Origin of the sequence: Dysgonomonas sp. PF1-14, assembly GCF_029892965.1 — a bacterium.
In the GTDB taxonomy this organism is placed as follows: domain Bacteria; phylum Bacteroidota; class Bacteroidia; order Bacteroidales; family Dysgonomonadaceae; genus Dysgonomonas.
The window spans coordinates 12,964-37,021 of the sequence record NZ_JARXWN010000005.1 but is presented as its reverse complement, the minus strand read 5'-3'; the positions used below and the strand labels follow the sequence as shown (position 1 = coordinate 37,021).

Genomic DNA, 24,058 nt, shown 5'->3' with positions numbered 1-24,058 from the left:
TGATATAATACAAAATAAGAGAGCCAATCAAATTTAAACAGTTACTAAAAAAGCTGTCGGTAATACCAACAGCCTTTGGAATAAATATATAATAAGTGTTATACAGGTTGATTTTCTTTAGCCTTGCAGGCATCCGTCATGATCTGGCGTCTTTCTTTTTTATAGTTCTCACGTAGTTCTGATATCTTCTGCTTCTGTGCATCAGGAGCTATACGGCTCAGTTCTACAGCTTGTTTCTGTTTTATAAAATCTTCTTTCAGACTTTTTAGTTTAGCCTTGCTTGCTTCATCAAGATTGAAGCTACCTCGCTTACCGTTGAATGCAAATTTACCGTCTCTGGCAGGCCTTTTGCGCATATCTTTCAGTTTAGCCTGCTGCTCAGGAGTATATATCTTATTCAGATCGTCGCGGTGTTTTTGCGAAAGTTCTTTCGTTTTTGTTCTGTACTCATCGTTCAACGCTTTGATCTTTTGCTTCTGATCGTCAGTCAGGTTCAGGTCTTTCATCCTGTTGCCATGCTGTGCCAATATACCTTTGTCCATTTGTCCTCTGTAAGGACGCATAGCCGTACTTTTACCGTCTCTGCCTTTTCCTTTGCGGCCGTCTTTCATTCTCTCTCCTCTTTTGGCTTTCAGTTCTTTCGCTTTAGCCTGTTGTTCAGGAGTCAGTATATTGTTACATGCTGCCTGATGCTGTTCGCGCAACTCTTTCATTTTTGCCATCCTATCTTCTTTACTAAGAGATTTGTTATCTCTCAGTTCTTTCATTTTTGCATCCATATCAGCCTTTGCAGCCTCCATTTTCTGCTGTTGATCTGCTGTCAGATTCAATTCCTTTGCAACTTCTCTTCCTCCTCTTCTCGATTCTTGTGCTCCTACTGTTGCTGTCAAAGACATACAAGCTATTATAGCTATTGATAAAAATAATCTTTTCATAATCATAGTTTTTTTAATGTTTCTATGTGGTTAGATATAATTTGAGGTTAGAAGTTTAATCGGATCACCATATTTAACATTTATTGAACTTCGACACAACGATCTGAAATACAGCAATATCATGCCGGAAGTCTTTTCCCTGACGGCCATACCGTTTTATCGCTATCTGTTTAAGTACAGTTTTTTTAACTAACTTGCAACGATAAAAAAATCACAGATGAACAAATTGAATATATTACTCATACTTATAATATCAGGTGCTATGTCTTCATGCAATAAGAATACGGGGTCAACAGTTGGATATTCGGGAAAAGATATTTCGAAAAATATAACTATTATACGCGAAAAGTCTACCAAAGCAGCTTCGATACAGATATACACCAAAGGGTTGTGGAAAATCTATGCAGGCCTGTCTCCCGATAATATAGATATGACTAACCCGATAGCCCAAGGAATGGACAGCGGTACATTTCCATTGAATGTACCCGATTCGGTTCGTTCCTACTTCGTGATAGAAACAGAAGAGGGAAAAGCCATTGTATCTGACAGGCATTTACCAATGACAGGCGGATACAACTTTCGCGATCTGGGCGGATATGTCACTACAGACGGCAAACATGTGAAATGGGGCAAAGTATTTCGTTCCGATGACTTGCACAGTCTTACAGATGCAGACCTACACTACCTGTCTTCGATACCACTGGAGTCTATTGTCGATTTCAGATCGGAAGAAGAAATGAACGAGCAACCTGATCTCAACCCTGCTTCGGTAAAGCAAAATTATAAATATCCGATTAATCCGGGTAACTTGATGGGAGCGGTAAAAGCCGATCTGGAGAACCTTACAGAGATGAAAGCCGACACGCTGATGATGGGCATGAATGAACTTCTGGTGAGCGATTCAGCAAGTATAAGCCAGTACAGAAAATTCTTTGCCTTGCTGCAAAGCGAAAACGATGTACCGCTAATGTTCCACTGTTCGGCAGGTAAAGACCGCACAGGTATGGGAGCGGCATTGTTCCTGTGGGCATTGGGTGTAGACGAACATACAATATTACAGGACTATATGCTGTCGAACAGCTACCTTGCTAACAAATATGCTAAATACAAGGCTATAAATCCGGCTCTAGCTTCTCTGTTTACAGTAAAGCCCGAATTTATACAGGCAGGGCTCAACCGCATAAAGAAAGATCATGGCTCGGTAGAAAATTACCTGACCAATGTGCTAGGTGTAGATATTCCTAAAATGAAGGATAAATATCTGTACTGATTATATTCCCAACTGATTTAGAACAAAGTCGGCTCGTTCTTTAACAGGTAGTGTCGGCACTTCGACAGGTGTGTAGCCTAATTCGCTGTATATCTCAGTCATTACATGATAGGTAGCCACAGCTTCTTCAAAATCCTGTTTGCGTTCGCTATCGGTTTCATATATCTCTTTCCAAGCGGGCAGAATGAATACAACCGGATTGTAACGGTATATTGCAACAGCTTCTTTCAGTTTCTCACTCATATCCAGCCCTATAAGCCTCTCGTATCCGTAGGTATCGGGTATCCCTCTGTCGAAGAAGTACAGTTCATCAGAAACGGATAGTCTCACAAAATCATCCACCGAACGGGAAAGCATCATGTCTGAATACTTGCGGGCATCTGCCCAAGGCAAAGCGTCTCCACCTGTTGCAATCTGCTGCCGGATAATGTCGCGTGCCACTTCGGGCACATAGTGGTATCCCCTGCGGGCAAGCTCATCGAGCAAGGTGGTCTTCCCTACTCCGGGTCCACCAGTTATGATATAGAAGTTGGTTTTATGGTTTATCATTTTTCAGAGCATATTGTATAATATCTGTGTCTTTTGTGGTTAAATCTTCTCCTGCTGGCACGAAGGACAATAGTAGATAGTGCCACCCAGATAGGCTTCTTTTATGATGTTTCCGCCACAGTTAGGGCAAGGCTCTTTGTAGGTATTCTTACTCAGTAGACATTTATATTTACCGTAGTTTCCATAAAAGTCTTTCTCTGTATCGCGTCCACCCTTATCGGTCATGCTTTGCAGTGTGACTTTCAGGCAATGGTACAAGTCTTCTTTTTCGAGATCGGAAAGAGTGGATATCTTTCGTTTCGGATGAATACCTGCATTGAACAGTATGTCCTGCAATACACCGTTACCCAATCCGGGAATACGCTGCTCGGTCGCCAGCAGGGCTTTTATCGATATGTCTTTCTTAACACTTTTAAATATATTGTCAAAATAAGCCTTATCGAAAGCATCATCGAGCGGAGAGATACTGTTGAGACTGTTGCGATGATAGAAATTATCCATTTCACCTGTATAGGCAAATATAGCCCCATACATGGAAACGGTGAAGGCTATAAAGCTACCATCATCAAATACAATGAGTAATTGATGTTTAGCAGGATGCTTTTCTATCGCCGGATAATATTTCAGATTGGTGCCATCACCTATCGAGATATATGTATCATTGTCGCAAAGTATGTCGATATAAGCTCCATGTCCTCTCACCGACTCTATTTTCCGACCGACAAGCATATCGGAGTACAGCAAAGGGTCTCCGTTGTACCACGTAAATTTGTGCGGACTGGTAGCCTGCACAACTTCCTTTATCCGTTTGCCTGATAATATAGTTTCGGACTGACGGCTTATTGTTGTTGATTCGGGGATCTCAATCATAAATAGCTTTTGTTTTAATGACTAAAAACAATAATACTAAATATATTATGGTATGAGCGGTGTCAGATCGCTGATGTTTTCTTCAAACGAATTCAGTTTCTCTTTTTCACCTGCAAGCCATATCACGTCACCCTCTTCGAACATAAAACCGGCTGTAAACTGTATAATGGATTCATCGCCCCTGTCGATACCTATCACCATACATTCGGTTTTTTCACGGATGCCTGCACCGCCAATGGTTTTGCCGATAAGCGGTGACTCGGGTACTACCAGATATTGAGACAGGCTGATATGGTGCTGCGCTTCTTCTTCCATATTAGAGACCTGCGCACGCTTATCTTGTAGGTATTGCGACAACTGCTGCATTTCATCATCAGATCCCGACACTACCAGTTTATCGAACGGATAGAGCCGCTCATTACCATCAGGTATATTTATCTTTTTACTACCCCTGATTATAGTTACTACATTTACACCCGTTTTCTGTCTGAAATTGAGTTCACGCAGCGATTTGCCTATACTTGGCGAGTTCTGCGAAATTTCAAACTCTTCTATATGTATATTCTTTGATCGCAGGTCGTTGGCTACGGTGGGCAGTATAGCGGCTTTCTTCTCATCCATCCGTTGTTTCAGGTTAAGGTTTTCGAGAAATCGTGCCTCAATCTTACGCGACTGTGCTTTAAACCCTTGAGAGAATATGATAAGTGTCACCACAACTAGCGAAATAATCACCATCAGCACAGTCAGTCTAGGGAATAACGGAATGAGTACCATCAATACCAGTACTACACATATAATAATACGGAAAGCGATAAGAGAAATAAGTGCTCCTTTGTTCAGGCGATTGTCTCCCCACAAGTTTTTGAACTCTTCCGAACGGTTTTTCTTCATCATTATGGCACGCAGAAATGGAGCCATCAGTACCAATGTAATGATAGCAGCCAGTATATTCCCCCATATTCCCGGCATCCACTCCACTATATATGGTGTGATAAAATTCTGGAATACAAGCAGAATCGCTATAGATATAGTGAAATAAATAGCAACAAGTGTCAAGATACTTTGCAATAACTTTTTCCAGTCGGTTTGCTTATTAACCGTATCATAACCTGATGCACTGTAGCCATGTATAAGCTTTTCCCATTTGTTGGGTATGCGCTTTTCTATCCAACCATATACATTGTCAGAATATTTGATACAATAAGGTGTGGTAAAAGTGGTTATCACCGATACAGCTACAATAATAGGATACAGTGTTTCGGTAATCACCCCCAGACTCATACCCAGTGTAGCTATAATGAAAGAGAACTCCCCTATCTGCGCAAGGCTGAAACCAGATTGCACAGCCACCTTGAGTCCTTCACCCGATGCAAGTACACCAATAGCCGCAAAGAACGGACGTCCGATAAGTATTACCAATGTAAGGATAAGGATAAGAATGCTGTATTCGCCGATAACGGCCGGATCGATCATCATACCTACCGACACGAAGAATACTGCACCAAAAAGATTTTTCAAAGGCTCTATCAGATGTTCTATATGTTTAGACTCTACCGTTTCGGCAAGAATAGACCCCATGATGAATGCGCCCAATGCCGCTGAGAATCCTACCGCTGTAGCAAAATACACCATTCCCAGGCATAGCCCAATGGCGACGATAAGCAGGGTTTCATCATTCAGGTATTTCTTCAGTTTTTTCAACATGGTAGGAATCATATAGATACCAACGACAAACCAGATAAGCATGAAGAACAGCAGGCTGACGATACTATTCGCCAGCTCACCGGTTTCGAAATGCTGGCTTACGGCAAACGTAGTGAGCAATACCATCATCACAATGGCGGCGAGGTCTTCTACAATGAGCATGCCGAACACAATACCTGCAAACTTCTTCTTTTGCAGTCCCATATCGTTAAAGGCCTTTATAATAATGGTGGTAGATGACATCGAGAGCATACAGCCCAGATAGATGCTATCCATCGTAGTCCAGCCTTCTATTAGTTGTGAGATGAAAAGCTGCCCTGCCAGATAGCCGATTATTATCATCGAGCCCAGATTGATCAGTGTGGCAATGGAAGCCTTTCCACCCACATCCATTAGTTTTTTGAAGCTAAATTCCAATCCTAAGGCAAACAACAGGAAAATAACACCCAGTTCAGACCAGATAGTAACGTTTGCCATATCTGAAATCTCAGGCAATGCCTTAAATACATTAGCTACCTGATCGGGAGCAACTCCTGTTATTTTCACAACAAGGCTTTCGATGAAATTTTTGAAATGCAGGCTGGCAAGGAATCCGGCTACAATATAACCTAAGACAACCGGTTGTTTGAGTCTTTTAAATATAATAGTTACTATCCCGGCTGTAATTAGGATAATCGCCAGGTCACTGATAAAGTCAGGTAGGTGAGCCATATATTGTCTTTATATATTATAAGTTGTGTAATTATTTTGATCTCTGATAAAGTGCCGTAATGAGGAATTTCGGCACATAAAAATATCAAAAAAAAATGGTTTATGAAAATAAAAGACCAAAGAGACATTTAAAAGAGAGATTTTTTTCTTTTTTTCACGTCTCACTTTTATCTGTTCCTTTTTGACAACAAGACTTTTATAAAGGTTATAGCAATTTATTCTGATTTAACAAATTTATTATAAAATAAAATATTGTACCTTTGTTGCGAACAATGTGTAAAGTATGTTGTTCTAGTTATTAAGTAACAATAATTATTAAAATGAAAAAACTAGTATTAAGTATCGCAGCGATTGCCATGACTGCAATGCCTGCTTTAGCACAAGAATCAGTGGTAGCTCCTTCAAAAGCAGGAGATAACTGGTTTATCCAACTACAAGGCGGAATTAATTACACAATCAGCGAGAACCACAAAGCATCTTCTTTTGGTGACGTTATTGCCCCTCATGTTGCATTATCATTCGGTAAGCTTTTCACTCCGGTATTCGGCGCACGTTTAGGTGTTGGCGGATGGGAATCTAAAAACTACTACGAAGTTGACAGCAAAACAAGCGGAACCTATAAAGTAAAATATGTTCAGGCTAACTTAGACGGATTGGTAAACCTTACTAACGCTTTCCTTCCATACAAGGAGGACAGAGTATTTAATCTATATGGAATTGCCGGATTAGGTTATACACATGGATTCAAAAACTCTAAGAACGGCATATACAGACCGACTAATCTTATCACTCCGCGCGCAGGATTTATGTTTGATTTTCGTTTGAGCCAGGTAGCAAGTATCAACCTTGAGGTTGCAGGAAACTTGTTACGTGATGATTTTAACGGACGCGTATTTGACAAACCATACGACGGTGTGATCGATGCTATGTTGGGTCTTAAATTCAACTTAGGTAAGAGCGGTTTCAGAACTGTTACAGAAGGAGATCCTGAAGCATTGAGAAGAGTTAACAATGAAGTTAACGCTCTGAAAGCTGCGCTGAATGGCAAAGACGGTGAAATAGACAGACTGAAACGTGAACTTGCTGTTAAACCGGAACCTCAGGTTATCGTGAAAGAAACTAAAGAAGTTACAGAAGAAACTGAAGTACTGATGAATGCAGTTGTTGTATTCCGTCTTGGTAGCGCTCAGCTAGAAAAGAATCAGGATATCAACATCTACAATGCTGCCCGTTATCTGAAAGACAATCCGAATGTGAAAGTTACAGTTACAGGATATGCTGATAAGAGCACAGGTACTGCTGCTGTTAACCAAAGACTTTCTGAACAACGCGCTCAGGCTGTTGCTAAAGTGTTGATCGAAAAATATGACATCGCACCTAGTCGCATCACTACTAAAGCCAGTGGAGACAAAGAACAATTGTTCCCAACTGACGAGTGGAATCGCGTAGTAGTATTTACTGCAACAGGAAAATAATACAGAAGGAAATCAAAAAGAATATCAGGTAAGAAAAAGGATGTCCCGTAAGAGACATCCTTTTTTATTGTATTATATCCCATCCTGAAATAAATTGACATAAAAACAAATTTAATAGTTAAGACAGATATAAAATAAAAACACATTAAAATAGCCTATAAAGAAAGAAAAGTGTATTTTTGTACCCTGATTGTAAAAACTGTTATCAGTTTATCAAGCAATTTATAATAACTCGCATTATAATTTAAATACATGATTGACAAAATAAACAGGCTACTGTCCGAAATAGACAATCTGAAAGCCTCTAAGGCTGACGAAATAGAAGCGCTGCGTATAAAATACCTGAGCAAGAAAGGTGAAATATCGGAACTGATGAATGACTTCCGTAATGTAGCATCCGACCAGAAGCGCGAAGTGGGCATGAAGCTCAACGAACTGAAGGAAAAAGCACAGGAGCGTATCAATCAGCTGAAAGACTCATTGGAAAATGTACAAACAACTGATAACATTATAGACCTTACCCGCACTGCCGCCCCGATAGAATTGGGTACACGCCATCCGATGTCTATTGTCAAAAAAGAAATCTGTGATATATTTCGCCGTCTTGGTTTCTCTATAGCCGAAGGCCCTGAAATAGAAGATGACTGGCACGTTTTCTCGGCGCTTAACTTTGCAGAAGATCATCCGGCACGCGATATGCAAGATACATTCTTCATTGCACGCAGCCCCGAGATTGTTCTGCGCACACATACCTCATCGGTACAAACCCGCGTAATGGAAAAGCAACAACCACCGGTACGGATTATCTGTCCGGGACGTGTTTACCGTAACGAGGCTATTTCTTACCGCGCACACTGTTTCTTCCATCAGGTAGAAGCTTTATATATTGACAAAAATGTATCATTTGCCGATCTGAGACAAGTACTATTGTTCTTTGCAAAAGAAATGTTTGGAGAAGACACAAAGATACGACTGCGCCCGTCGTATTTCCCGTTCACTGAGCCTAGTGCCGAAATGGATATATCATGTAATATCTGTGGCGGAAAAGGCTGTCCGTTCTGCAAACACACAGGGTGGGTAGAAATCTTAGGTTGCGGTATGGTAGACCCTAACGTACTCGAAAATTGCGGAATCGACAGCAAAGTATATTCCGGTTACGCATTGGGTATGGGTATCGAGCGTATTACCAACCTCAAATACAGGGTAAAAGACCTGCGTATGTTTTCGGAAAACGACAAACGCTTCCTCGATCAGTTCGAAAGTGCACACTAAAAACCACAACATACTTATAAATACAAAAAGCTATCTGTGCAGACAGATAGCTTTCTTTTTATCAGAATTGTCTTACACTTATTGTCACTACTCCTGTCTTGTTTTCGGCATCGATTACAGTCAGTTTCAGTAGTTGCTCATCATCATTGTCTCCGGGGCAGCCGGTCAATAATATAGTCATGGCAATGCCAATTAACAGCAGAAAGATGTTCTTCATTAGTTTAGATAGTTAAGTTTATAATTAATGTTTGATCGTTATATTAATATGATGCAATACGATGCCGGATAGTTGAAATATATAAACATAATCAGCATTTTCACAACATTGAGTTACACTTTTCTCTAATTTACAGTAAAAAAACACGAATAAAATTTGTTTCTAAAAAAAAGTTTATAACTTTGTGATCACTTTTAGTTAGAAATAATGACAAATTGCTTTTTACATATCGTCCTCGTCATTGATATTCTCCTCGTCGGTCAGAATAAATGAGAAAGGTATGTATATAGATATTAAAAAGAAATCTAAGGGATAAAAATAGATATAGCCTTTCTCAAGTATGAGAAAGGCTTTTTTTTATAAAAGTTGCCTATTTAATTATAATTGCTGATAGCTATAAGCTAAAGGCTTACAAGGAATAAAAAAGATATGGGATTTACATTAAGAAGTTCAACAAGTACACAAGGAAGGCGGATGGCCGGAGCAAGAGCCCTGTGGAGGGCAAATGGAATGAAAGAAGAACAAATGGGTAAACCGCTTATTGCCATTGTCAATTCTTTCACGCAATTTGTACCGGGACACGTTCACCTTCACAATATAGGACAGAAAATAAAAGCAGAAATAGAAGCATTAGGCTGTTTTGCTGCCGAATTCAATACCATAGCCATTGATGATGGTATAGCGATGGGGCACGATGGAATGCTCTACTCCCTACCCTCGCGTGACCTGATCGCCGATAGTGTAGAATACATGGTAAATGCCCATAAGGCTGATGCAATGGTATGTATCAGCAACTGCGACAAAATCACACCTGGAATGCTGATGGCTGCCATGCGGTTGAACATCCCCACCATATTTGTATCCGGAGGGCCGATGGAAGCCGGAGAACTGAACAACCAACATCTAGACTTGATAGATGCCATGATAAAAGCTGCTGACGATACTGTTTCCGACAAGGAAGTAGAAGCTATTGAAAAAGCCGCCTGCCCTACCTGCGGATCGTGTTCGGGTATGTTTACAGCCAACTCGATGAACTGCCTAAACGAAGCAATCGGACTTGCCTTGCCGGGCAATGGCACAGTGGTAGCCACCCATGCCAATCGTCTGAAATTATTCACCGATGCGGCAAAACAAATCGTAACCAATGCTTACCGCTACTACCGCGACGGCGACCTGTCGGTACTGCCACGCAATATAGCCACCAAAACGGCTTTCCTCAATGCCATGACACTCGACATAGCAATGGGAGGTTCTACAAATACAATACTTCACCTGCTGGCTATAGCACAGGAAGGCGAAGTGGATTTTACAATGGACGACATAGATAAGCTTTCGCGCAAAACGCCATGTCTGTGTAAAGTAGCACCTAATACGCAGAAATACCATATACAGGATGTAAACCGTGCCGGTGGTATTCTGGGTATAATGAACGAACTGGCCAAAGGCGGACTGATAGACACATCGGTATCGCGTGCCGACGGCATGACACTCGCTCAGGCAATAGACAAATACGACATCACCAAGAGCATTATTATATCCAGAGAAGCCGAGATATTATATAAATCGGCTCCCGGAAACCGTTTCAATCTGGTAATGGGATCTCAGGACAATTACTTCCCAAGCTTAGACACAGACAGAACTGAAGGTTGCATCCGTGACATGGAACACGCTTACACTAAAGATGGCGGACTAGCCATACTGAAAGGAAATATAGCCCTCGACGGCTGCGTAGTGAAAACAGCAGGCGTAGACGAAAGTATTTTCAAATTCTCTGGAACGGCAAAAGTATTCCCTTCACAGGATGCAGCCTGCGAAGGGATCCTCAAAGGAGAGGTAGTAGCCGGAGATGTAGTAGTCATCACTTACGAAGGGCCGAAAGGCGGGCCGGGTATGCAGGAAATGCTCTACCCTACATCCTACATCAAATCGAAACATCTGGGTAAAGAATGCGCCCTCATCACTGACGGACGTTTCTCGGGCGGCACTTCGGGATTATCTATCGGTCACGTTTCACCCGAAGCAGCATCGGGCGGAGCTATCGGATTGGTTCGCAATGGCGACATCATAGAAATAAACATACCGGAACGTTCCATCAACGTAAAACTGTCGGATGCAGAACTGGATGCACGCCGCAACGAAGAACTCGCCAAAGGCAATAACGCCTTCAAACCCGACAGGGAACGTTATGTATCAAAAGCCCTGCGTGCGTATGCAAGCATGGTAAGTTCGGCAGATAAAGGTGCGATAAGGATAGTGGAATAATATAATGGAAGGAGATCCTCTAAAAGAAATAGAAGAAAGAGCCATGTATACAGCATTTTTTGGCAGCAGCGAAGATTATTATCTGAGGTGTTTAGATAAAGTTAAAAAAGGAGTTATCATCAACTTAAATATCTATGCACTCATTGGCAACATATTTTGGTTCTGTTATCGTAGAATGACTATCGAGACCATCATTATTGGATTGATTCATATCGGACTCTATATAGCAGGCATTATTTTCGGAGCTTCTTTTTTCTTATTGTCGTTTGGTATATTTTCTTTCACACTAGGGCTTTTAGGTAATTATTTATATATAAAAAAAGCTATGAGAACAATAGAAAAAGCGAATGAATATGATAAAATAGGTGATAAGTTCTCGTACATATCAGAAGAAGGTGGCACCAACATATTGGATTCTTTACTTATAGTCGCTATTCCGATGTTATTTTTTATTGCCCTTTTTATATTTGTAGTATTTATAATGGGTGATCCTGTAATGTAATTTAAAATGGAGTACAACGATCAAAATAACGAGACAGAACTGAACAACATAATAGACGAAAGCCTTTATTACAGGACTTTCTTCGGCAAAAGTGCCGACTATTATGAAAAAATATATAAGAGACTGCTTGCGGGCGAATCCATTATATTCAATCCCTATGCATTTCTGTTCAGCATCTTCTGGCTTGCCTATCGCAAGATGTACATAGAACTGATCATCCTTGTACTGGGAATAGGGTTTCTCAACAATTTCATTCTGTTCGTTCTCGGCATATATACATACAAAGCAACATTGTTTACCGGAATTATATTAACTAGTTGCTACGGCAATGTTTTCTATATGAAAAAGGCACAGCGTACCGTAAAGCGGGCAAAAGAAATGTATGTAAGTACAGAAGCACAACTGGATAATATAGAGCAGGAAGGCGGAGTTTCGCTTGTAGGGCCTGCGGTTGTAGCCTTTGCCGTATTTGTACTCACAATAGGAATTTATGCTTTTACCAATTATATGAAAAGTCTTTATTTTTAATATTCTGACCATAAAATGGAAATAACTGCTAAATCGTGGTGCTGGCAACAAAAAGGTGAACCCACCGATCTCATACTCAAAGATAAAAAGATAAGGAATTTAGGTGAAAACGAAGTCCTTATACAAAACACAGCCATAGGTCTGAATCCTGTGGATTGGAAACTGATCGAAAGAGGCCATCCCGAATGGAAACCCGATACAGTACCCGGAGTAGATGCTGCCGGCATAATTATAGCTACAGGCAAAAATATGGGGCATCTGCGCACAGGCTCCAGAGTTTGTTATCATACCGACTTGTCGCGCGACGGCAGCTTTAGCACACATACCATTGTTGCAGGACGTGCACTGATGTACATACCCGACAAGGTAAGTGACTTTGCAGCCGCATCGTTCCCCTGCCCTTCCCTAACGGCGTGGCAGGCATTCTGCAAAGTACCCGCCATCAGTGGTAGGAATGTACTTGTAAGTGGTGCAGGTGGCTCAGTCGGATATTTCCTCACACAATTGCTTATAGCAGCCAATGCACGTGTATATGTAACGGCAAGCACAAAACACCATACCGAATTTTTAAGGATGGGTGTTATCAAAGCTATAGACTATAAAGAAACCGGGTGGCAAAGTAAAATGGTAGAATCGCTCAACGGCAACCTTTTCGATGCAGCATTTGATACCGTAAACAGACAACACGCAGCAAGCCTTGCCCCGATGCTCGGATATTACGGACATATGGTCGCCATACAAGACCGAGTCGAAGTGGCTCCGCTATCAGCATTCAGCACTTGTATCTCTTTGCATGAGATAGCACTCGGAGCCTTTCACAAATATGCTACCGACAAACAGGTAGCAGCATTGATGCAGGACGGGGAAACACTTCTGGGCAAAATAGGCAACGGTACGCTCAGGCTCAGAAATTACACCGTCAATAGCTTTGACAACCTGCCTCAACATCTGGCAGAAATGAAAAAGAATAATACAGAAACGAAATATATCATTCAAGTTCAATAAGTATCTACATAAAATCATGGATAATAACAAAATAACAGGAAGTCAGGCTCTTATACAATCATTACTGAATGAAGGGGTAGACACTATATTCGGATATCCGGGTGGAGCTATAATGCCCGTATTCGACTGTCTGTACGACTACAAGAAAGAAATAAATCATATACTGGTACGCCACGAACAAGGTGCAACACACGCAGCACAAGGCTATGCCCGTACATCGGGAAAAGTAGGTGTAGCACTGGTAACATCGGGTCCTGGTGCAACCAATACCGTAACAGGAATTGCCGATGCTATGATAGACAGTACGCCTATCGTTGTCATTTCGGGACAGGTAGCTTCATCGCTCTTGGGGAGTGATGCCTTTCAGGAGGCCGATGTAGTAGGCATTATGCAACCTGTTACCAAATGGGCATACCAGATACGCCGCCCCGAAGACATTGCTTGGGCTGTATCGCGGGCATTCTACATTGCCTCTACCGGACGTCCCGGCCCTGTGATACTGGATATAACGAAAGACGCGCAATTCGGATTGTTTGACACTTACAAATACGAGAAAACAGACTTTATACGCAGCTATCAGCCGAAACCTGATGTAAAGCAATCGGAAATAGAAACGGCTGCACAGATTATAAACGAAGCAAAAAAACCGCTTGTATTAGTTGGTCAGGGTGTGATTCTCGGCAATGCTGAAAAAGAATTTATCGCCTTTGCCGAAAAATCAGGTATCCCCGTTGCAGCCACCGTTCTGGGACTATCGGCTATGCCTTCCGATCATCCGCTGCACGTAGGAATGCTGGGTATGCACGGCAATGTAGCTCCTAACCAGATGACAAACGAATGCGATGTACTTATTGCTGTAGGTATGCGTTTCGACGATCGGGTGACAGGTGATCTGAAAACTTACGCCAAACAGGCGAAAGTGATTCACTTCGATATAGACAAAGCCGAGATAAATAAGAATGTAACCGTTACAGCACGCGTTTTAGGCGATGTGAAAGATACATTGCCACAGGTTACCGCGCTGCTGAAACAAAAAACATACCCCGATTGGCTGGGTGAGTTTAAGAAGTGCTACGAAAGAGAGTACAATGTAGTTATCAAAAATGAGCTATATCCCGATTCGGGACAACTGAAAATGGGCGAGGTTATCAATAAGATCAGCGAAGCCACTGGTAATAAGGCTGTTCTTGTAACTGATGTAGGCCAGCACCAGATGATGGCTGTACGCTACTTCAGATACAAACAGACGCGCAGTGTAGTTACTTCGGGCGGACTGGGAACGATGGGATTCGGATTACCCGCTGCCATAGGTGCGAAATACGGCACTCCCGACCGCACTGTATGCCTATTTGTAGGCGATGGCGGCATACAAATGACTATACAGGAACTGGGCACGATAATGCAATACAATGTAGATGTAAAGATTATTATCCTCAACAATCATTTCTTAGGCATGGTGCGCCAGTGGCAGGAACTCTTCTTTGATGAGCGTTATTCCGAAACGACAATGAACAACCCCGACTTTGTAAAGATAGCAGACGCATACAATATTGCAGCCGAGAAAGTATCGGAACGTGCCGATCTGGATAGCGCGATTGCACGTATGCTGGCTCACAAAGGCGCGTACTTGCTCGATGTACAGGTAGAAACCAAAGGAATGGTTTACCCGATGGTTCCGGCAGGCACTTGTGTAACGAATATATTATTGGGGAATGAATAATTAATTAGCGAATTCGGAAATTAGCAAATTTGATAATGGATTATTTTAATTTGCTAATATGCTAATTCTCAAATTTAGAAATTAAAATTATGGATAAAACATTATATACAATAACCATATTTTCCGAAAACACAGTAGGTCTGCTTAGTCAGGTAACCAGTGTTTTCACACGTCGCCAACTGAATATAGAAACCCTGTCTGTCTCGGCATCAGCACTCGAAGGCATACACAAGTTTACCATAACTGTTTTTTGCGACGAAGAGACGATCAAAAAGGTAGTCCTGCAAATAGACAAGCGTGTAGATGTACTGAAATCGTATTATAACACGAACGAAGAGCTTATTTTTCAGGAAATAGCTTTGTATAAACTTTCGTCAGCTGACTTTCTGAAAATAACCTCAGTTGAAGAACTGGTACGTAAGCATAACGCACGCATACTCGACATCAACGAGAACAATGTAGTGTTGGAAAAAACAGGGCATTATCAGGAAACGCAAGACCTCTTCGAAGAGCTGAGTAAGAGCATTGGTGTATTGCAGTTTATCCGTTCGGGGCGCGTAGCTATTACCAAGTCTAAAATAGAGAGACTAAGCGATATGCTTGCCGAACTGGACAAAAAGTATAAGGAAAAATCAGTAGCTAACAGTTAATGTTTGAATTGTTAATTGTAAATTGCAGACACTTTAACTGTTAATTACTAATTTTTAAATATTCTGATATGATAGAACGCATTGGACGATACGAATTTACGATAGACGCTTACCTGACCGATTTCAGAGGAAAAGCCACGTTGCCCATGATTGGCGGATTTATGTTGCAGGCTGCAACAAAACATGCCGACGAGCGCGGATTCGGTTATTCCGAAATGACTTCGCAGCAGCGCGTATGGGTATTGTCACGTATAGCCATCGAAGTATTTGAGTATCCCAAGAATGATACCACATTCATTATCAAAACATGGATTGTAAGTGTCAACAGGCTGTTTACCGAACGTCATTTCGCATTTGAAGACAGTGATGGCAAAACTATCGGCTATGCCCGTTCGCTATGGGCATCTATCGACCTGAAAACCCGTAAGCCGACCAACTTGCTGGAGCTATACGGATTGTCGGATTATATACATACCGACAAGCTGGCCGAGATAGAAGGTATGACGAAGATCCCAGCCCTGAAAGACAATTACGAACAGGCTGCCGATTTCACAGTCAAATACAGTGATGTGGACATCAACAAGCACCTCAATAGCATGAAATATATTGAACACTTCGTAGATGTATTCGATATAGACATGTTTCGCGAGAAAGAGATTCGCCGCATCGAGATCAACTATATCTCGGAAGGGAAATACGGTACAAGGCTCGACATCATCCGCCGCGACGAAGGTGATGGGGTGTATGTACTGGAAATGAAGGATGGCGACACCAATGTATGTTCGACCAGAATAACATGGAAATAGAAAATAAGAAACAATTATAAACTTGATTTTAAATTAATTAAACAAAAACAAAATGGCAGAAATGAATTTTGGAGGAGTAACTGAAAATGTGGTTACCCGTGAAGAATTTCCTTTGGAAAAAGCAAGAGAAGTACTAAAAAACGAAACTATTGCGGTTATCGGTTACGGTGTGCAAGGTCCCGGACAGGCTCTGAACCTTCGCGATAACGGATTCAACGTTATCATCGGACAACGTAAAGGTGGTAAAACATGGGAAAAAGCCATTGCCGACGGTTGGGTACCGGGAGAAACCCTGTTCGACATAGAAGAAGCAGCCGAGAGAGGTACTATCATACAATACCTGCTGTCTGACGCAGCACAGATAGAAGTATGGCCTCGTCTGAAACCTTACCTTACAGCAGGCAAAGCACTGTATTTCTCACACGGATTCGGTATCACATACAAGGAGCGCACAGGAATTGTTCCTCCGGCAGATGTGGACGTAATCCTTGTTGCACCTAAAGGATCGGGTACAAGCCTTCGCCGCATGTTCCTCGAAGGACGCGGACTAAATTCAAGCTATGCCATTTTTCAGGATGCTACAGGCCGCGCATTCGAGCGCACCGTATCACTTGGTATCGGCGTAGGTTCGGGCTACCTGTTCGAAACAGATTTCAAACGTGAAGTATATTCAGACCTTACTGGCGAACGCGGTACGCTGATGGGTGCCATACAGGGAATACTACTTGCACAGTACGAAGTATTGCGCGAAAACGGTCACTCTCCGTCCGAAGCATTCAACGAAACTGTAGAAGAACTTACACAGTCATTGATGCCTCTGTTTGCTGAAAAAGGTATGGACTGGATGTATGCTAACTGTTCTACAACAGCTCAGCGTGGTGCATTGGACTGGATGACTCCTTTCCACGATGCTACAAAACCGGTATTTGCAAAACTATACTCGGAAGTAGCCAACGGAAACGAAGCTCAACGCTCTATCGACACTAACTCTAAACCTGACTACCGCGAAAAACTGGAAGAAGAACTGAAAGCCCTGCGCGAAAGCGAAATGTGGCGTACAGGTGCAGTAGTTCGCAAGCTGAGACCTGAGAATAACTAATAAGAAGATTTCTTATATATACGAAAGGAGTGGCTGTGCTGCTCCTTTCGTTTTTTCACACTACCCTCTTCATAAACATGCCGTATTGGCCTATTTTTTTCTTTCCGGTTATTCTCTTTTCCGTTATCTTTTTTATCTTTGGCTTTTAGTAACTGTTTAAATTTGATTGGCAATTTTATTTTGTATTATTTCAAATATATTTTTTTCTTTTTATTCGCAGGTTTAGCGGGCTAAACCAAGAGTGAAAAGTGGAAAATAGAGAAGAAAGAATAAAAATAAGAGCCAAAGAATAATCAGAAACAGTTATATGAAATATTTTCGGTCAAATTTAAACAGTTACTTACTATTATATAAACTTTTATAAACTATGAAGAAAGTATTCTTATTCTCCCTTGCCGCATCATGTGCTGCTCTCACACTATTCAGCTCTTGTTCGGGTTGTGTAAAAAAAGCAACGAAAAGTGTCACCGAATTAGGTATTAGCGCAGTAGAAGGTGTAGCCGAAGCCGTTGACGAACATGGAGAACGCGTAAGCGAAAAAGCAGCCGATGCTGCCGGAAAAGTAGCGGTAGGTGTAGGCCGAAGCCTCGATAAATTTCTGGACGAGCATGCCGAAAAAATAGCATCGGTAGGCGGACGCACTGTAGTACAGGCGGTAGACGGATTCACAGGCGGATTTAATGAAGAAGTAGATACCCATTACGATAAGCTCCCATACACCGACAATTTCTGTTCTGGCGTGTCACTCGATTATTTTGCAAAATATAAAGAGACTCCTGTAGTAGATGCATATTTCATTATCATGGAGAAGGGTACTTATAAATGCAAATTTGAATGTACCAACAATAGCGGTAAAGTGTTCCTGACCAAAGATGCCGAAATAGAGAAAGTGGCAGGTGAACGTAAATATTCATTGGTAAGCTTCTCACTCAATCCTCAGGAAGAAAAAGAATTTACTGATATCAAAGATGTAAAGATTACAGTGACGAAAAAGTAAGACTGATATAAGATATTTTCTCAGAGCAAGGTGTAGCCGATTTATATATTGGCTGCACTTTGCTCTGATTTCTACATATCATTCATAGATAAGCCCTTTTGTTTTTCCAATAATAAAATTGATTTCACTTTTGGGTATTGTTAAAGCAACGTGAGTTCGATATAAAAATAGTATGTAATCAATTGTTTTCCAAAATATATGGTGCAAATTTCGTGCCCTTTGTGGTTTTTCTTTGTGTCCTTTGTGGTAAAAGAAATAAGATTTAACCACAAAGAGCACAAGGTTTTACACAAGGCTCACAAAGAAAACATATAACTAGCTGATATTTAGATACTATTATTTCGAACTCACGTTAAAGCACTAATTTTTCAAGTATTGGCCGATGCTTTTCACCCCAATCATCCATACTGTCTATAATCGGTAATATACTTCTCCCTAAATCAGTCAAAGAATATTCACTATGAGGAGGAAGTTCTGCAAATATCTTTTTCTTGATAATACCATGTTCCTCCAGTTCTCTCAGGTTTTGATTTAGAACACGTGAAACAGCATCAGGTATTTCACGATGAAGCTCACTGGGACGTTTGGGAGAATCTCTCAGAGCATCTATCAAGCACGGTTTCCATTTTGAACCAATAATGCTCATTACTATACGGATACCACACGATAAATCTAAGGGTATTTTTCGTTTGTACATAAACTAATATTTTTTTATATGGCAAAGATAGTTATCTATTATGTATTGATAATCAGTATAGGAATAAATTAGTCAGTATATGATTATTTATTCATGTATTGCCAAGTTGTATCATGTATCCTATCTTTGTAAAGAATACGATAAGAAACAAACATCTAAATACAATAAATTATTAAGTGTAATGAAATACAGAGTTTTAGGGAAAACAGGATTTAAGGTGAGTGAAGTTTCGCTTGGAACTTGGCAGCTTGGTTCAAAGTGGGGAGAAGCCTTTGATGAGAAGATGGCGCAAAACACCCTGGAGGCAGCTTACGAGCAAGGTATTAACTTTTTTGATACGGCCGATATCTATCAAAACGGAATGAGTGAAAAAAGCATTGGTAAGTTTCTGAAAACCAAAAAAGATAAAATATACGTAGTAACAAAATGTGGCCGTAAATTAAATCCCCACGTAGCGGAAAGTTATAATGAAGAGAATATCACAAAATTTGTATTCGATTCCATACATAATATGGAAGTGGAAAACCTTGATCTGATACTGTTGCATTGCCCTCCCACAGAAGTTTATCATAACCCTGCGGTCTTCGAAACTTTGGATAAATTGAAACAACAGGGAGCAATTAAACATTACGGTATAAGTGTGGAACGTGTAGATGAAGCATTAGCAGCTTTGAATTATGACATTTCTGCTATTGAAATAATTTTCAATATGTTCCGGTTGAAACCTGCTGAGGAATTATTTGCCAAAGCAAAAGAGAAAAATACAGGTATAATAGTGCGTGTGCCTTTAGCCAGCGGACTATTGACAGGGAAATATACAGAAAACACCTCTTTTGGGAAAGATGACCATCGTTCCTTTAATAGAAACGGAGACTTTTTTGACAAGGGAGAGACTTTTTCCGGTATAGATTATCTGACAGGAATTAAGGCTGCGCAAGAATTAAAAGCATATTTAAATGTAGAAAATTTATCGGCAAAAGCCTTACGTTACATTTTAATGTACCCCGAAGTTAGCACAGTTATTCCCGGAGCAAGTTCTCCCAAACAGATTATCGAGAATGCGGAAGCGTCTACCCTACCCTCTTTTTCAGATGAAGAAATGACTATTGTTCGTGAAGTATATGATAAATACATTCGCAAACAAATTCATAATAATTGGTAATACAACATATTCCCGGTGCAAGGTATTAGCTTATCTATATAACTCCAACCCTTTTGCCATGTGAGCAGAAGTGATAATAATACCTTGCACGAAAGCGGAACTCTGGCTGGAAAGAAAGTAAACATCATCTGTATATGCTTTTAACTTATCTGCTATGATTTTTGCTTACAATTCAATTTTGTAAATAATCCTAAGTGATTTGTAGTCGGATTGCCTGGAAGTAGTTGTCAGTCCCATAATCACAGAAATCTCTTCTTCCTCATTCTTGCATTTAAGGATTTGCGGTTTCTCACCATGTCGAGCAACGGGGTTCAGTTCTTTACTTTTCCGAATCCTTTGTGCAAACTCAGTAATCTCATAGGTTGAACGATAACTCTTGCATAGTTTCATCACTTCACCCGAAGCAAAGGCTTTCCGTATCATTTTCGCAGTAGATGAGCCATAAGGGTTTACTGACTGACCGGACATCGCCCAAAATGGTTTTTCTACAAGGGTAAAGCTTCTGTTAGACTTTATACTGGATGGGCGAATAGTCCTGTATTTCATCTACTAAGAGGTGCCTGACCGAATACTGTATATTATTTCCGTTTAAAGTAATATGCAGGCAGGCCAGCGGAACGAGATCCGCATATTCGAGAGTATGATTCTTGCGCATTTTGAACAATTCCGGTTTGCCTACCCATTCAAAAAAAAGCATACTTCATCTGTAACGATAATGTTATTATTGAGCCGCTATCCGGCGCAATACAATCAGATTACACCTCCTTTCTCCCTTTCCCTCTGGTATCTGAGGGATGAAGAGGTTAGTTCCGATAAATAAATGACAATAAATGTTTTGTGTTTTATATTTAAAAATATCAATAGAATAATAAACAGTTATTTAGTATATATCAGGTATATATATTCAACCATCCATTTTTTAGTAGACACTAATGATTTATATATTCATTTTATTATCTTTACTTTTATTTTGAATAATAGTTCATAAATGAGAAAGATTCTTCTAATAATACTTATACTAACTATATTCTTGTGGAAAATAAATGTGTTTGCTCAGATAAATGAACAATCCCATTCTTCGGGCCTTACATTTACTGCCCATACTAAAAATCAGGATGAACGTACAGGCTTAAATCTCACTGCTGAAAAACCTATGAGATATTCAAAAGAAGGATTTTCGATAGAGTTTGACCTGAGACTGAGGGAAGAGCTTCATACCTATGGTTATGTATGCCGTATAGTATCCAATGATTCGGAAAGTTTCGATGTTATATCTTATTTATTAGAATCAAAGTTAAAGTTCTTACTGACAAAAGTAGACAAGGTAGTTGAAACCACATCTATCCAAGACTCTGTAAGTATAGCTAAGGATAGGTGGATTAAAGTGAAGCTATCTTTTGATAAAGCGAATATTAAAATCCAGATAGATAATAAAGAACAAACAATAACCCAGCCAATCACCGAATTTTCCGATATAAAGATTTACTTCGGAACTAACCGGAATATTCATTTCTACACAAATGATGTACCTCCCATGACTATAAGGAATATTATCATCAAAGATAATAAGGACACAATAATACATAAATGGGAGTTATCTACACACAATAAGGATGAAGTATATGATGAAATAACAAAAAGCCCGGCAATAGCAGAAAACCCGGTATGGGAAATAGATAAACATACCCGGTGGAGTAAAATTGCTTCATTCACTTTAAATACGGATGGTACAAATATAAATCCTCTTCCGCAGATAACCTATGATTCCATTACAGGAAAGGTATTTATAGTGACCAGAGACAGGATATATACATACCATCTGGATAGCAACAGGACGGATACCATTATACCACAGAAAGGTTATCCTTATTTCAGAGTCGGTTCGTCAAGCCAATTGGTGTACGATAATAAACAGAATAAGCTTATTTCCTACAATCCGGATTTACCAAAGCTCAATTTCTTCGATTTCGATAAAAAAGAATGGAGCGAGCAATCTATTGTAGAGGTAGATACCCGACAACATCACAACAGATTTATAGACCATAAGAATAACCGTTTGGTTGTTTTTGGCGGATATGGAATACATCGGTACAATGCACAATTATCTACCATTGATATTAGCGATACGGCTAAATGGAATGTAGCATCTCTCGATTCGATCATTCAACCTCGCTATTTAAGTGCATTATGTAACCTTGATGAGAAAAACATCATGATTCTGGGCGGATATGGAAGTGCATCCGGGAAGCAAGAAGAATCTCCCAGAAATTATTATGACCTCTATAAAATAAATGTAGACACAAAAGAATATACTCGACTATGGTCTTTTGTCAATGACAAGAATCATTATACATTTAGTAACTCTTTAATTGCTGATGTTGAAGCAAACAAAATATATGCCCTGACATATAACAATGACAGATATTATTCGTCTTTATATCTATCTTCTTTCGACATAAATACTGAGGCTCCTTCCATACATATCTTAAGCGATTCTATCAAATACAATTTTCTCGATATCAAATCATATTGCGATTTATTCTTATATCAGAAGACATCAGCACTTTATGCTTTAGTACAACAGGAGTCAGCGTCGGGAGAGTCAACCGTTATAGATATATATTCTTTAGCATTTCCTCCTCTCTCAAAAGATTTTATCCAAACCTATGAAGCTTCGAAAAAAGAGAATAAATCACTCCTATTCCTACTCCTTATAGCCATTGTTATTTTTCTCCTTTCTCTTGCATACATATATTACAGAAAAAAGAATAAACTCCCAAAAATAGATTTAGATGAGAATAAAGACATTGAACAATATTCTAAAAAAGAAAAACCAAAAACAGAATTACAGAAATCAGCTATATATCTACTGGGAGGATTCCGTATCTATGATAAAGACGGAGAGAATGTTACAGGCGAATTTTCGCCCACTATCAAACAAATAATGATATATCTCCTTTTAAATTCCATTAAGAACGACAAAGGAACAACTTCTCAAAGACTAGATGAAACATTCTGGTTCGGAATGGATAAAGATAGTGCTGCTAATAACAGGCGTGTGAATATAAGAAAGCTCCGGTTATTATTACAAGATATAGGAGATGTTGAGATAATTAATAAAAACAGCTATTGGTATCTAAATCTGGGTGAACATGTAACTTGTGACTATAGCGAGGTTTCGCTGCTAATAAACCAATTTGATAGAAATTTTCTCGATAAAAATACAATTAGCCGGATTGTAGCAACAGCTTCGGCCGGACCATTATTGCCCAATATAAATGAGGAATGGGCAGATGATTATAAATCTGATTTTTCCACAAAACTTGTCGATGTATTACTAGAAATAATAAATAAGCCTGAAGTAAAGGATGACCCAAAACTATTACTGAAAATTTCAGATGTAATACTTATTCATGATAGTATTGACGAAGAAGCCATCCGCATCAAATGCAGGGTACTGTATCAGATGAAACAAAAGGGCTTATCAAAGCAAAGTTATGACAAATTTTGTGAAGATTATATAGGCCTGTTAAACACTAAGCCGGACTTCACTTATGAGGATATTATTGGTGATTTAACGAAAAATTAATGTAGGATTAACGCTATTCAATTCGCCTTTTAATCAAA

21 protein-coding genes and 1 pseudogene are annotated in these 24,058 nt (G+C 40.0%); 15 read left to right on the top strand and 7 right to left on the bottom strand.

Annotated features, from left to right (window positions below; translation table 11 throughout):
- Positions 1 to 98: 98 nt before the first annotated feature.
- Positions 99 to 935, bottom strand: coding sequence for a hypothetical protein (locus M2448_RS07845; protein ID WP_280645758.1), 837 nt, complete (start codon positions 933 to 935; stop codon positions 99 to 101).
- A gap of 217 nt (positions 936 to 1,152) precedes the next feature.
- Between M2448_RS07845 and M2448_RS07840 the strand changes: the two genes are divergently transcribed.
- The gene (locus M2448_RS07840) at positions 1,153 to 2,205 is read left to right on the top strand and encodes a tyrosine-protein phosphatase (protein ID WP_280645759.1); all 1,053 of its coding nucleotides are present in this window, start codon (positions 1,153 to 1,155) and stop codon (positions 2,203 to 2,205) included.
- Here the strand turns inward: M2448_RS07840 and M2448_RS07835 are convergent, their stop codons facing one another.
- From M2448_RS07835 to M2448_RS07825, 3 genes are read right to left on the bottom strand one after another with little or no spacing between them, the layout of a single operon-like run.
- Entirely contained in the window at positions 2,206 to 2,754 is a 549-nt protein-coding gene (locus tag M2448_RS07835) for an AAA family ATPase (protein WP_280645760.1), read from the bottom strand.
- A 39-nt stretch (positions 2,755 to 2,793) separates the two neighbouring features.
- Complete coding sequence (locus M2448_RS07830) at positions 2,794 to 3,624, bottom strand: endonuclease VIII (RefSeq protein ID WP_280645761.1); 831 nt, start codon at positions 3,622 to 3,624, stop codon at positions 2,794 to 2,796.
- A 45-nt stretch (positions 3,625 to 3,669) separates the two neighbouring features.
- A complete protein-coding gene (locus M2448_RS07825; RefSeq protein WP_280645762.1) occupies positions 3,670 to 6,039 on the bottom strand; it encodes a cation:proton antiporter in 2,370 nt (789 codons plus the stop codon).
- A 320-nt stretch (positions 6,040 to 6,359) separates the two neighbouring features.
- On the opposite strand from M2448_RS07825, the gene M2448_RS07820 reads away from it, so the two are divergent.
- Complete coding sequence (locus M2448_RS07820; RefSeq protein ID WP_280645763.1) at positions 6,360 to 7,514, top strand: OmpA family protein; 1,155 nt, start codon at positions 6,360 to 6,362, stop codon at positions 7,512 to 7,514.
- Positions 7,515 to 7,766: 252 nt separating this feature from the next.
- Positions 7,767 to 8,786 (top strand): phenylalanine--tRNA ligase subunit alpha, encoded by a 1,020-nt coding sequence (pheS, locus tag M2448_RS07815; RefSeq protein WP_280645764.1) that lies wholly within the window; start codon positions 7,767 to 7,769, stop codon positions 8,784 to 8,786.
- Positions 8,787 to 8,847: 61 nt separating this feature from the next.
- Here pheS and M2448_RS07810 read toward each other — a convergent pair whose 3' ends face one another.
- Positions 8,848 to 9,003, bottom strand: coding sequence for a hypothetical protein (locus M2448_RS07810; protein ID WP_280645765.1), 156 nt, complete (start codon positions 9,001 to 9,003; stop codon positions 8,848 to 8,850).
- 429 nt (positions 9,004 to 9,432) lie between these two features.
- On the opposite strand from M2448_RS07810, the gene ilvD reads away from it, so the two are divergent.
- The 9 genes from ilvD (at position 9,433) to M2448_RS07765 (ending at position 18,572) form a co-directional block, all read left to right on the top strand.
- Positions 9,433 to 11,265: a dihydroxy-acid dehydratase gene (gene ilvD / locus M2448_RS07805; RefSeq protein ID WP_280645766.1), complete on the top strand. Its 1,833-nt coding sequence runs from the start codon at positions 9,433 to 9,435 to the stop codon at positions 11,263 to 11,265.
- Positions 11,266 to 11,269: 4 nt separating this feature from the next.
- A complete protein-coding gene (locus M2448_RS07800; RefSeq protein ID WP_280645767.1) occupies positions 11,270 to 11,767 on the top strand; it encodes a DUF2628 domain-containing protein in 498 nt (165 codons plus the stop codon).
- A 6-nt stretch (positions 11,768 to 11,773) separates the two neighbouring features.
- Positions 11,774 to 12,295, top strand: coding sequence for a DUF2628 domain-containing protein (locus tag M2448_RS07795; RefSeq protein ID WP_280645768.1), 522 nt, complete (start codon positions 11,774 to 11,776; stop codon positions 12,293 to 12,295).
- A 15-nt stretch (positions 12,296 to 12,310) separates the two neighbouring features.
- Positions 12,311 to 13,300, top strand: coding sequence for a zinc-binding dehydrogenase (locus tag M2448_RS07790; RefSeq protein ID WP_280645769.1), 990 nt, complete (start codon positions 12,311 to 12,313; stop codon positions 13,298 to 13,300).
- A 16-nt stretch (positions 13,301 to 13,316) separates the two neighbouring features.
- Positions 13,317 to 15,020: a biosynthetic-type acetolactate synthase large subunit gene (ilvB, locus tag M2448_RS07785; RefSeq protein WP_280645770.1), complete on the top strand. Its 1,704-nt coding sequence runs from the start codon at positions 13,317 to 13,319 to the stop codon at positions 15,018 to 15,020.
- Positions 15,021 to 15,106: 86 nt separating this feature from the next.
- Positions 15,107 to 15,670 (top strand): acetolactate synthase small subunit, encoded by a 564-nt coding sequence (gene ilvN, locus M2448_RS07780; protein ID WP_280645786.1) that lies wholly within the window; start codon positions 15,107 to 15,109, stop codon positions 15,668 to 15,670.
- Between the two features lie 68 nt (positions 15,671 to 15,738).
- Positions 15,739 to 16,476 carry an acyl-ACP thioesterase domain-containing protein gene (locus M2448_RS07775; RefSeq protein WP_280645771.1) on the top strand — a complete coding sequence of 246 codons (738 nt, stop codon included), beginning with the start codon at positions 15,739 to 15,741 and terminating at the stop codon, positions 16,474 to 16,476.
- A 52-nt stretch (positions 16,477 to 16,528) separates the two neighbouring features.
- The gene (ilvC, locus tag M2448_RS07770; protein ID WP_280645772.1) at positions 16,529 to 17,575 is read left to right on the top strand and encodes a ketol-acid reductoisomerase; all 1,047 of its coding nucleotides are present in this window, start codon (positions 16,529 to 16,531) and stop codon (positions 17,573 to 17,575) included.
- Positions 17,576 to 17,942: 367 nt separating this feature from the next.
- Entirely contained in the window at positions 17,943 to 18,572 is a 630-nt protein-coding gene (locus tag M2448_RS07765; RefSeq protein ID WP_280645773.1) for a hypothetical protein, read from the top strand.
- Between the two features lie 352 nt (positions 18,573 to 18,924).
- On the opposite strand, the gene M2448_RS07760 is transcribed toward M2448_RS07765, so the two are convergent.
- Positions 18,925 to 19,269 carry a helix-turn-helix domain-containing protein gene (locus tag M2448_RS07760; protein WP_280645774.1) on the bottom strand — a complete coding sequence of 115 codons (345 nt, stop codon included), beginning with the start codon at positions 19,267 to 19,269 and terminating at the stop codon, positions 18,925 to 18,927.
- Between the two features lie 79 nt (positions 19,270 to 19,348).
- Between M2448_RS07760 and M2448_RS07755 the strand changes: the two genes are divergently transcribed.
- Complete coding sequence (locus M2448_RS07755; protein WP_280645775.1) at positions 19,349 to 20,431, top strand: aldo/keto reductase; 1,083 nt, start codon at positions 19,349 to 19,351, stop codon at positions 20,429 to 20,431.
- Between the two features lie 42 nt (positions 20,432 to 20,473).
- Here M2448_RS07755 and M2448_RS07750 read toward each other — a convergent pair.
- A pseudogene (locus M2448_RS07750) lies at positions 20,474 to 21,122 on the bottom strand (UvrD-helicase domain-containing protein); the annotation flags it as partial.
- Here M2448_RS07750 and M2448_RS07745 point away from each other — a divergent pair.
- Both M2448_RS07745 and M2448_RS07740 read left to right on the top strand, forming a co-directional pair.
- Complete coding sequence (locus M2448_RS07745) at positions 21,030 to 21,251, top strand: hypothetical protein (RefSeq protein WP_280645787.1); 222 nt, start codon at positions 21,030 to 21,032, stop codon at positions 21,249 to 21,251. The pseudogene M2448_RS07750 and the gene M2448_RS07745 sit on opposite strands and share 93 nt — an antisense overlap.
- Positions 21,252 to 21,419: 168 nt before the next feature.
- A complete protein-coding gene (locus M2448_RS07740; RefSeq protein ID WP_280645776.1) occupies positions 21,420 to 24,020 on the top strand; it encodes a hypothetical protein in 2,601 nt (866 codons plus the stop codon).
- The last annotated feature ends 38 nt before the right edge of the window (positions 24,021 to 24,058 follow it).